This window comes from Fundidesulfovibrio soli (genome assembly GCF_022808695.1).
GTDB lineage: Bacteria > Desulfobacterota > Desulfovibrionia > Desulfovibrionales > Desulfovibrionaceae > Fundidesulfovibrio > Fundidesulfovibrio soli.
Map to the genome: position 1 here is coordinate 176,902 of NZ_JAKZKW010000004.1, position 10,882 is coordinate 187,783.

The following is a 10,882-nucleotide window of genomic DNA, read 5'->3' on the forward strand; positions in this document are numbered from 1 at the left end:
CTTCGCTTGTCAAGCCTTTCTTCCCGCCCTGCGTGCTTTACACACGGCCCGTGCTGGATTACATACCCGGAAGGGATCGCGGGCCGATCCGCCATTGGGGACCACTTTTGAATCTTCCCACTACCGCATACGTACTGCTCTGGTTTCCTCTCTCGTCGGAAACCTTCATCTTCCGCGAAGTCAAGTCCCTGCGTCAGCAGGGTCTGCACGTGCTCGTCTACAGCCTGTACGGCAAGAAGCTCTCCAACCTCTCGCCTGAGATGCTCGACGCCTCCTACGGGGTGCGGCGCATGGGCCTCAAGGCCCTGCCGCTGATGGCGCGCGACATCCTCTACTGGAACAGGCGCGTCCCCGGATGCTTCAAGGCCCTGGCCAGGGAGGTCCTGCGCCGGAAGTGGAGCTGCCTGGAGGTCAAGGGCGAGGCCTGGTGGGCCTTTCTCGCCGGGTTCAGGCTGGCGCGCCTGCTGGAGCGCGACCAGGTGGGCCACATCCACGCCCCCTGGGCCAACGGCCCGGCCACGGCGGCCTGGGTGGCCTCGCGGCTCACGGGCATCCCCTTTTCCATGGCCGGCCGCGCCGGGGACATCTACCCCCCCGACGGCGCCCTGGCCGAAAAAATCCGCGACAGCGCGTTCGTGCGCGCCAACAACCTGGCCAACGTGGGCTATCTGGCCTCCTTCGCGCCCGGCCAGGAGCACAAGGTCAACCTGGTCTACAACAGCCTCACCCTGCGCGAGAACGGCGACTGCGACGCCGCCATGGTCGAGCCGCTCAAGCTGCTGGCCGTGGGCCGCTTCGCCCGCACCAAGGGCTTCGACGTGCTGCTCAAGGCCTGCGCCCTGCTCAAGAAGCAGGGGGTGCGCTTCAGGCTGACCCTGGTGGGCGCGGGCTTCCAGGGGCCTGTCCTGCGCGCCCTGCGCCTGCTGCTGGGCCTCAAGGACTGCGTGGATATGCCCGGCTTCCTGCCGCACGACCAGCTGTCCTATCTGTTCAAGACGCATGACGTGTTCCTGGTGCCGAGCGTGGTGCACTCCAGCGGGGACCGCGACGGCATCCCCAACGTGATCATGGAGGCCCTGGCCTACCGTATGCCCGTGGTGGCCACCGACGTCTGCGGCATCCCCGAGGTGATACGCGACGGCGAGACAGGCCTGATCGTACCCCAGCGCGACCCGGCCGCCCTGGCCGCCGCCGTGCGCCGCATGGCCTCCGACAGGGGCCGCGCCGTGGAGATGGCGGCTGAAGGGCGCGAGTTGGTGAAGAAGATGTTCGACCCCCAGGCCAACGCCAAGGCTCTCTTCGAGCTCTTCGCCAGGCACCTCACCCCCCAGGATACGGAGAACCCCTAGCCCATGTGCGGCATAGCCGGTTTCGTGCACACGGGCGGCGAGCCCCTGCCCCAGGACGCGGCCCAGGTCCTGGAGGGCATGACCTCGCGCATGGCCCACCGCGGCCCCGACGGATGGGGGCACATGCTGCGCGGCCCGGCCGCCCTGGGCCACCGCAGGCTCTCCATCATCGACCTCTCCAGCGGCGGCCAGCCCATGGAGCACCATTCGGGCCGCTGCGCCGTGACCTTCAACGGCGAGATCTACAACTACCGCGAGATCAAGGCCGAGCTTGAGGCCAGAGGGCACAGCTTCCGCACAAGCTCCGACACGGAGGTCATCCTGGCGGGCTGGCTGGAGTGGGGGCCGGACTGCCTGGACCGCTTCGAGGGCATGTTCGCCTTCGCCCTCTGGGACGACGCCAGCCGCACCCTGTTCTGCGCCCGCGACCGCTTCGGCAAGAAGCCCTTCTTTTACACCCTGCAGAACGGCGCGTTCGTCTTCGCCTCGGAGCTTACGGCCCTGACGCAATACCCGGGCCTGAAGCTCAGCGTGGCCCCCGAGACCCTGGCCCGCTTCCTGGCCTACGAATACGTGCCCACCCCGGACAGCATCTACCGGGAGGTGCGCAAGCTGCCGCCCTCGCACTACCTGCTGCTGCGGGACTCCCAGGTGGTGGTGGAGCCGTATTGGCAGCTGCCCGGGCCCGAGCCCACCCACGCCACCGAGGAGGAGCTCTGCGAGGAGCTGCGCGAGCGCCTGACCCTGGCCGTGAAGCGCAGGCTCGTCTCGGACGTGCCCCTGGGCGTGTTCCTCTCCGGCGGCATCGACTCCTCCATCGTGGCCGGGCTCATGGCCCAGCTGGCCCCGCGCATCAAGACCTTCTCCATCGGCTTCCAGGAAGCCAGCTACGACGAGTCCTCCTATGCGCGCCTGGTGGCCAAACGCTGGGAGACGGACCACCACGAGCGCATCCTGGCCGCCGAGGACTGCGCCGACCTGCTGCCCGAGATCGTCACCCGCTTCGACGAACCCATGGCCGACCCCTCCATCGCGCCCACCTACCTGCTCTCCAAGATCACCCGGGAGAAGGTCACCGTGGCCCTGGGCGGCGACGGCGCGGACGAGCTGTTCTCCGGCTACGAGCACTTCATCGGCTTGAAGGCCTCGCGCTGGTACAACGCCCTGCCCGGTTTCCTGCGCCGGGGCGTGGTGGAGCCGCTGTGCGGCGTGCTGCCCGCCTCGGAGGGCTACGTGAACCTGCGCCTGGGCGCGGCCACCTTCCTGGCCGGGGCCACGAAGCCCGAGTGGCTGCGCATACAGACCTGGCTCACGGCCCTGCACCCCGCGCAGCAGCGCGCCCTCTGGCTGGACCAGGGCATGGGCGCGCTCAGGGGCGACAACCTCTACGCCTCCACCAAGCGCATCTTCGAGCGCGCGCCCGGCTCCGTCATGGACAAGGCCGCCCACACCTACGCCAGGCAGTTCCTGCTGGACTACATCCTGGTCAAGGTGGACCGCTGCACCATGATGCACTCCCTGGAGGCCCGCGCCCCCTTCCTGGATCGCGGCGTGGCCGAGTTCGCCTGCCGCCTGCCTTTCGATTTCAAGCTGCGCGGGCTTAAGCGCAAGTACATCCTGAAGAAGGCCCTGGCGGACGTGCTGCCCAAAGAGATTCTCACGCGCAACAAGCGCGGCTTCCTGATCCCGGTGGCCAAGTGGCTGCGCGGCAGGCTCCGCCCCCTGGTGGACGAACTGCTGGGCGAAGCGCACCTGCGCGCCCAGGGCCTGTTCGAGCCCAAGGCCGTGCGCGCCCTGGTGGAGGAGCACGCCTCCGGCCGCGCCGACCGCCGCAAGGAGCTGTGGACCCTGCTGGTGCTCCAGCTCTGGCTCAAGCACAACAACCCGAGCATCGGCTAAGTCCAGGACGAACATGGCACGCATCCTCTACGGCGTTCACGGCTCCCAGCACGGCCACGCCATCCGCGCCCTGACCCTGGCCCGGCGTTTCCCCCAGCACGAGTTCCTCTTCGTCACCAGCGAGGAGGCCGCCGGGATCCTGCGGCGCGACTACCGCGTGGAGACGGCGCTCAACCCCGGCACCCGCTACAAGAACTACTCCCTGGACCTCTGGGAGACCGTGAAGCTCGGCGTGAAGACCCTGGCGCGGCGCGAAAGCGAGCTCAAACGCCTGGGCCGCGTGATCGAGAGCTTCAAGCCCGACGCCTGCATCTCCGACTACGAATATTTCGTGCCCATCGCGGCCAAGCGCGCGGGGGTCCGCTGCCTCTCCATCGACCACCAGCACGTCATCACGCTCTGCCAGCACCGGCTGCCCCGCTCCGTCTGGTGGGACCTGCGCTCCACCTCCTTCTCCGTGGACAACCTTTTCTCCAACTCCACGGACCATTTGGTGATCTCCTTCTACCAGCCGCCGCTGAAGCCCGGGCCGCACAGGGCCATCTCGCCGCCCATCCACCGTGAGAAGGTCTTCGAGCACACGCCGAGCATCGGCGGGCACGTGCTCGTCTACCAGAGCTGCTCCATCTGCGACCGCTTCGTGCCCCTGCTCAAGACGCTGGGGCGCCCGGTGATCGTCTACGGCTACCACCGCGACGAGGTGGACGGCCCCCTGACCTTCAAGACCTTCAGCGAGGACGGCCTGCTCGAAGACATGGCCTCCGCCGCCTATGTGATCTGCGGCGGCGGGCACACGCTCATGAGCGAGGCCCTCTACTACGGCAAGCCCATCATTTCCCTGCCGGTCAAGGGCGCGTTCGAGCAGTGGCTCAACGCCCACTACCTGCAGAAGCTCGGCTACGGCCTGCATCTGGACATGCACCACCTGGACGAGGCCGCGGTCTCCGGCTTCGAGAGCCAGGTGGAGCGCTGCCGGGAGCGCGTGGCGGCGGTGGACTTCAGGGGCAACGAGTACGCCTTCGGGCTCGTGGAGAGCTACATAGGCGGCCAGCGCCTCCCCGCCGTTGCCAAGAATTGACGATTGCGCTAGTTCGGGCAGGATGTGTAAAATCAGGATAGACACTTAAGCGATTACGGACATGCCATGAACGCGAAACGCCCCCTGACTCCCGGAAGCTATTACCGCCTCCCCTGGAACCTGGCCGACAACTCCATCACCTGGCTGGAGCCGACCACCAAGTGCAACCTCTATTGCGAAGGCTGCTATCGCGAGAACGACCCCGACGGGCACAAGCCCCTGGCGGACGTCATCCGCGACCTGGAGCAGGTTCGCGCGCTACGGCGCACCGACGGCATCTCCATCGCCGGCGGCGAACCCCTGATCTACCCCGACATCGTGGAGCTGGTGCGCTACGTGGCCGCCCAGGGCTGGAAGCCCATCATCAACTCCAACGGCCAGGCCCTGACGCCCGCCCTGGTGCGCGACCTGACCAAGGCCGGGCTGGTGGGCTTCACCATGCACGTGGACTCCCACCAGAAGCGCCCGGGCTGGATCGGCAAAACCGAGGCCGAGCTGTGCGAGCTGCGCCTGAAGCTGGCCAAGATGATCCACGAGCACAGCGGCGGCAAGGTGGCCTGCGCCTTCAACGCCACCATCTACCGCGACACCCTGGACGACATCCCCATGCTCACCAACTGGGCGCAGGAGCACATGGACCTGGTGCAGACCATGGTCTACATCCTGTTCCGCTCCGCCAAGACCCAATGGAATTTCGACGTGTTCGTGGGCGGGCGCGAGGTGAAGCCCACGGAGCTCGTCTACCAGCTGGACCACATGGAGACCCACAAGGACATCGTGGCCCAGGAAGTGGCCGACAAGATCCGCGAGGTCTGCCCCGAGTTCGAGCCCTGCGCCTACCTGAACGGCACCGAGGACCCGCAGTCCATGAAGTGGCTGCTCACCCTGCGCGTGGGCGACAAGAACCGCATCCTGGGGCACCTCTCGCCCAAGTTCGCCGAGATCGTCCAGAGCTTCCACCACCTGTTCTTCGGCACCTACCTGGCCTACACCCGGCCCTGGCTTACCAACACGGCCCAGGCCATGTTCCCCCTGGCGCTCTTCGACAAGTCAATCCGCAAGATCTTCGGGCGGTGGCTCAAGGAGCCCTCCAAGTGGACGGACTGCCTGCACATCCAGTCCATCATGATCATCCAGCCCTGCGACGTCTTCGACGACGGCCGCCAGAACATGTGCGATGGCTGCCCGGACGCCATCCACTACAAGGGCAAGATGGTCTGGAGCTGCCGCGTGGACGAACTGGAGAAGTTCGGCGGGTTCATCTCCTGCACGCCGCGCGGCGGATGCTGCGGCGGCGCGGCCCAGGAGGCCCCGGCCAAGGTGCAGGCCCCGCAGGCCCCCGAAGGCGACACCCAGCCCGAAGCGCCCGAGGCCGAAACACCTGAGGCCGCCGCGCCCGTTGCCGCACCGGCGCCGGCCGTGGCCGAGGAGCACCTGCCCGTCTCCAAGGAGGAGGCCCTGCCCCAGGTGAAGCAGATGCCTCTGCCAGTGGTGCACGAGACGCCGCTGCCCGCCGTGTCCGAGCCGACAACCAAGCCCGCTCCGGCTGCCGCGGCCGCCAAGCCCAAGGCCAAGCCCAAGGCTGAAGCCGCAGCGAAGAAAACCAAGGCCTCCAAGGCCAAAAAATCCAAGTGATGCCGCAGGGGCGGGCCAGCAGGCCCGCCCCTCTCCATCCGCATAAGACGCCAAACGAATGACCCGTCCGCCCGCACCGTCGTCTCCAGGCGTCAAATCCCACGGCATCTTGGGCAAGTTCCTGCATCTCGCCTCCGCCCAGACCATCCGCGACCTGCTGCACACCGCCTTCTTCATCTACCTGGCCCGCATGGACCAGAGCCACTACGGCGAGTTCCAGCTGGCCTTCAACACGGCCGTCATCGTGCTCTTCCTGGGCGAGTTCGGCCTGAACCAGCCCCTGGTCTCCTCGCTCTCCAAGAAGTTCGGGCACAAGGGCGACATCCTGGTGCAGTACACGCTGATCAAGGCCACCATCCTGGTGCTGGGGTGGCTCGGCGTCACGGCCTTCGTCATGCAGCAGCGCTACACCGGGGGCCTGACCAACCTCATCCAGGTGATCACGGCCGGCGTGGGCCTGGAGGCTCTGGCCAGCACCTTCTTCGTGGCCTGCCGCGTGCAGGGCCGCCAGGACCTGGAGGCCCGCATCCGCACCCTGGGCGCGGTCTGCGGCTACGGCTGGGCCCTGGGCACCCTTGCCCTTGGCTTCCAGCCCCACTGGATCGCCCTGTTCAAGATCATCGAGAACGGCATCAACCTCGCGGGCGGGGCCTGGATCGCCATCAACAAGACCGACATCCAGAGCCTGACCCTCAAGGGCAAGGCCCTGGCCCGAACCTGGGCCACGGCCAAGGGCGGGCTGGTGTTCGTGTTCATGGCCCTGTTCTCCATCCTCTACAACAAGGCCAACCTCTTCTTCCTGCAGCGCGTGGCAGGCCCCAACTCCGTGGCCCAATACTCCGCCACCTGGGAGGTGGTGGACGCCATCCAGATCCCCATCTCCAGCCTGCTCATGAAGAGCGTGCTTTTCCCGCTGTTCGTTGGCCTCTGGCGCCACAACAAGGACGAGTTCGACCGCCTCAAGGACAACTCGGTCAAATGGCTGCTCGGGGCCTCCGTGCCGGTGATGTTCTTCCTGTTCATCGAGTCCGACAGGATCATCGGGCTGATCTACGGCCAGAGCTACACCCAGGCCATGTGGCTGCAGAAGTGGCTGGTGCCCTCGGTGATGTTCAGCTTCATCCACAACCTCGCCGCCTACCTGATGATGAGCCAGCACCGCCAGAACGCCCTGTTCTGGATCTACGGGGGCGGACTGGCCCTGAACGTGGCCCTGTGCGCGCTGCTCATCCCGCAGAACCCGCTGCTTGGCGCGGGGCTGGCCATCGTCATCACCAAGGGCGCGGTGGGGGCCTGCACCACGCTCTACTGCCAGCGCACCATGCAGCTGATCAAATGGCGGGCCGTGGCCCCCGTGGTCCTGACCACGGCCATCGGCGCGGCGCTCTATTTCGGCCTGCGGCCCCTGGGGATCAGGGAGCTGGCCGAAGGCGCGGCGATTGCGCCGTTCGTGGTGCTGGGCTGGAAATGGTGGAAGGAGATGCGGGGGCAGTTGCAGAAGGGCTGAACCCAGATTCTAGGCGATATTTCTTGGGGAGGCTCCGCCTCCCCAAACCCCACCGGCAGGGGGATGATCCCCCTGCACCCCCAATAGCTTCGCGTAGTCCGGCGGCCAAAATTACGGCAGCCCGCCTGGCCAATGGCCAGGCGGGCTGCAAACATTTTCATAGCAGGGTTCACATCGGCTCCCACCGCACGTCGGAATGGTGATCCCGTCCCATTTGCGGGTCCAGGGGGCCACGCCCCCTGGCGGGGTGCGGGGCAGCGCCCCGCGTCTTCAAACCCATCCGTCCCGACAAGACAAAAAGGCCGGTGCGGGAATCTCCCGCGCCGGCCTTCATTGCATCGCAGCGCCGAGCGCCCGTCTGCTCTAACTTCTGAGCACCTTCACCACGCGCCCGCCCCAGGTCACTTTGTAGGAAATCCCGCGCCAGGACATGGTGAACGTGGTCCAGGTGCGCAGGTAGCACCAGGAGGTCATCAGGAAGGTGACGAAGAACCCCCGCATCCAGTGCCAGAGGGTCATGGGACGGGGCGAGAAGTTTTTGAAGGCCATGCCCACGGCGGTGAACCCGCCCGCATAGGCCAGGGCCGCGCCCAGCCACCACCACCCGGCGCATCCGGCCAGCGCGCCCAGCACGCCACCCAGCGCGGCCAGGGGCGGGAACAGGAAAAGCCAGACCACCACCAGGGAGCCGAGCCACATTTCAGGGGTGCAGAACTTGAGGTAGAGCAGCTGGCGGGTGAGCCAGTCCTCCCAGAGTTTCCACTTCACGGCCTTGAGCGGGGTGTCCAGGCAGGCGTCGGCCACGGGCCAGGTGCGGATGCGCTTCTTGGCCAGCAGGGGCCCCATGGAGAAGTCGTCCACGATGTTGTGCGCCCAGACCTTGGCCACGCCGTTCTCCTCGAAGGCCTCGCGGGTGATGGCCATGGCCCCGCCCCAGGGCTGGGTGATGGCCCGGATGGGCTGCAGGCAGTGCAGGGCCAGGCAGACGTTGAGCATGCCCAGGGTGGGGATGGCCGTGTCGCGCGGGATAACGCGATGGAACCCGCCGGAGATCACGGCCCATTCCTTGGCCAGCGGCTCCAGCAGCAGCGCGGCCAGGTCGGCCTTGGCCAGGTGCGAGGAGTCGCAGAAAATGTAGGCCTCGGGCCAGTCGCCCAGGTGGCGCACCCCGGCCAACAGGTTGTGGTTCTTCTGGCCGCTGGTGGTGGCCGGGCCGCTGGTGAGCAGCACGGCGTCCTCGCGGCCCTCGATGAGCGCGCGGACCATGGCCGTGGCCGGGTCTTCCTCGTCGCGGGTGACGATGACGTAGCGCAGGCCCGGGTACTCCTGCCTGAGCAGGCTGGCCAGGCCGTTGCGGACCGTTGGCGTATCCCCGGTGACGGGGACGATCATGGCGGCGCGCAGGGGCTTGGCCGGAGCCCTGTCCAGGGGCGGCTGGAGACGCATGCCGCTCAGGACGTGCCTGCGGCCCGCGAGGTAGAGCGCGAAGAGAACGGCGATTTCGGCCAGGGCCGAGAGTACGAAAAGGGTTTTCACTGCGTATGGTTCCTTGAAAATCAGTTGGCGGGGGGAAATCCCGCAGGCCACTCCAGCCCGCCGGGGGCTGTGCGGCCCTTGGCGGTGCGCTTGGCCTGCATGGGTACCGAGGGGCCATCCTTGAAGTAGAACGTGCCCGCGGCCGTGTCCGCGCCCTGCAGCGCTCCCTCGAAATAGTTGCCGCTGCCGTGCTGGGCGCGGATGCGGCCGTTGTCCATCATCCCCGCCAGATGGTAGGTGTTGCGCTCGCCGGTGCGGGTGAACACATAGGCCACGCCGTAAAGGAACTTGCCGCGCTGCTCCAGATGGCACTCCACGCGGTTTCCCATGAATTCGGCCTCCCAGCGCCCGGTCAAGTCCGCCGATGCGGCGGCGGGCAGGGCCAGGGCGAGGGCCAGCAGAACGGCGCAGGCCATCGTCGTGAGGGGTTTCATATTTCACTCCAGCGGGCTTGTTCGCCCGCGCCTTATAAACGTTCGCTTCGGGCTTGAACAGCCCGCATATTGTTCCCTGCGGCCCGCAATCCCCGCCGGACAGGCGCGAAGCGGGATGGGAGTGCAGAGGGACGAAGTCCCTTTGCCCGCCGGAGGCACTCTCCCCTCTCCGGCGCGATCAGCCATCAAGAAAGCCTCCGGCGGCCAAAGGGAGTTTCTCCCTTTGGAATCCCTTATAATACCCGTCCGGTCATTCGGCGAGGCGTGCAAGCAGATCTTCGTGCCGCCTGACCATGGCTTCCATGGAGTAGGTCTCCAGGGCCACAGCCCGGGCCTGCGCGCCCATGGAAGCGCGCCGCTCCTCGTCGGCCAGCAGGGCCGCAAGATTTGCTCCCAAAGCCTCGGCGTCGCGCGCGGGGCTGAGCAGGCCTGTGCGGCCCTGCTCCACCACCTCGGGGATGCCGCCCACGCCCGTGGCAACCACGGGCAGGCCCGTGGCCATGCCCTCCAGCACCACGTTGGGCAGCCCCTCCCGCAGGGAGGACAAGGCCAGAATCGTGGCCTGCCGATAGAAAGGACGCAGATCCGGCCCGCCCGGATACACGCGGATGTTGCGCGCGCAGGACAGCTTGCGCGCCGCGTGCTCCACGCGCCCCTTGAGCGGCCCGTCCCCCACCAGCCACAGCTCGGCCTCGGGCACGGCCTTCCAGGCCTGGTCGAAGGCGCTAAGCAGGGTCAGATGATCCTTGTCCTCCACGAAGCGCGCCACGCAGAGCACCACCTTGCGCACCGGGGCGAAGCCGTCGGGGTCGGGGCTGAAGAAGTCGGTGTCCACCCCGTTCTGGATCACGGTCACCTGCTCGTCGCTGCGGCCCAGGGCCAGCAGGGCGTTCTTGAGGGCCTGCGTGTTGGTGATGTGATGGTGGGCGAACCGGGCCAAAAAACGCTCGTGCTGCCGGGCGATGTTGCCCCCGCCCCGGCAGGTGCCCAGCACAAGGGGCAGGCCGGAGAGCCTGCCCAGCAGCCGGCCCCAGATGTTGGGCACGGCGGTGAGCGGCATGAGGATGTCCGGCTTGTTGCGCTTAAGATGCTGATGCAGCTTGTAAATCGTTCCTGCGCCTATCGAACGCTTATCGTCAATCCAGGCCAGTTTGATGTCGGCCTCGCGGGCCTGGGCCTCGAAATCGCGCCCCGCGCTCATCATCCAGAACTCGGGGGCGAAGCGGGTGCGGTCTATGCGGCGGGCCAGCTCCAGGGCGTGGCGCTGCGTGCCGCCAAAGAGCAGATCCTGCAGGAGGAGGACGAGGCGTTTGGGGTAGGCCATACGAGGTTCTCCCGTATCGGGACTGCGCCCCTGCCCGTGTCAGGGGAGACGTTCCCGCTGTCCGGGGTCGCGCGGGCGGCGAGGCAGGATATTCTTCAAATATATCCGCCCTCGCCGCCC

General features: G+C 67.2%; 8 protein-coding genes. 5 read left to right on the forward strand and 3 right to left on the reverse strand.

Features of this window, described 5'->3' with window-relative positions:
• Nucleotides 1-107 precede the first annotated feature (107 nt).
• From MLE18_RS07010 to MLE18_RS07030, 5 genes are all read left to right on the forward strand, one after another.
• Nucleotides 108-1,349 carry a glycosyltransferase family 4 protein gene (locus tag MLE18_RS07010; RefSeq protein ID WP_243368668.1) on the forward strand — a complete coding sequence of 414 codons (1,242 nt, stop codon included), beginning with the start codon at nucleotides 108-110 and terminating at the stop codon, nucleotides 1,347-1,349.
• A gap of 3 nt (nucleotides 1,350-1,352) precedes the next feature.
• Entirely contained in the window at nucleotides 1,353-3,248 is a 1,896-nt protein-coding gene (asnB, locus tag MLE18_RS07015; RefSeq protein WP_243368670.1) for an asparagine synthase (glutamine-hydrolyzing), read from the forward strand.
• 13 nt (nucleotides 3,249-3,261) lie between these two features.
• Entirely contained in the window at nucleotides 3,262-4,326 is a 1,065-nt protein-coding gene (locus MLE18_RS07020) for a glycosyltransferase family protein (protein WP_243368672.1), read from the forward strand.
• 66 nt (nucleotides 4,327-4,392) lie between these two features.
• The gene (locus MLE18_RS07025; protein WP_243368674.1) at nucleotides 4,393-5,961 is read left to right on the forward strand and encodes a radical SAM protein; all 1,569 of its coding nucleotides are present in this window, start codon (nucleotides 4,393-4,395) and stop codon (nucleotides 5,959-5,961) included.
• Between the two features lie 58 nt (nucleotides 5,962-6,019).
• Nucleotides 6,020-7,468, forward strand: coding sequence for a lipopolysaccharide biosynthesis protein (locus MLE18_RS07030; protein WP_243368677.1), 1,449 nt, complete (start codon nucleotides 6,020-6,022; stop codon nucleotides 7,466-7,468).
• A gap of 363 nt (nucleotides 7,469-7,831) precedes the next feature.
• Here the strand turns inward: MLE18_RS07030 and MLE18_RS07035 are convergent, their stop codons facing one another.
• The 3 genes from MLE18_RS07035 to MLE18_RS07045 form a co-directional block, all read right to left on the reverse strand.
• Nucleotides 7,832-9,004, reverse strand: a complete 1,173-nt coding sequence (locus tag MLE18_RS07035; protein ID WP_243368679.1) for a glycosyltransferase family protein — start codon at nucleotides 9,002-9,004, stop codon at nucleotides 7,832-7,834.
• Nucleotides 9,005-9,024: 20 nt separating this feature from the next.
• Complete coding sequence (locus tag MLE18_RS07040) at nucleotides 9,025-9,438, reverse strand: hypothetical protein (RefSeq protein WP_243368681.1); 414 nt, start codon at nucleotides 9,436-9,438, stop codon at nucleotides 9,025-9,027.
• Nucleotides 9,439-9,688: 250 nt separating this feature from the next.
• On the reverse strand, nucleotides 9,689-10,762 hold the full coding sequence (locus tag MLE18_RS07045) for a glycosyltransferase (protein ID WP_243368683.1): 1,074 nt from the start codon (nucleotides 10,760-10,762) through the stop codon (nucleotides 9,689-9,691).
• Between the last annotated feature and the right edge of the window lie 120 nt (nucleotides 10,763-10,882).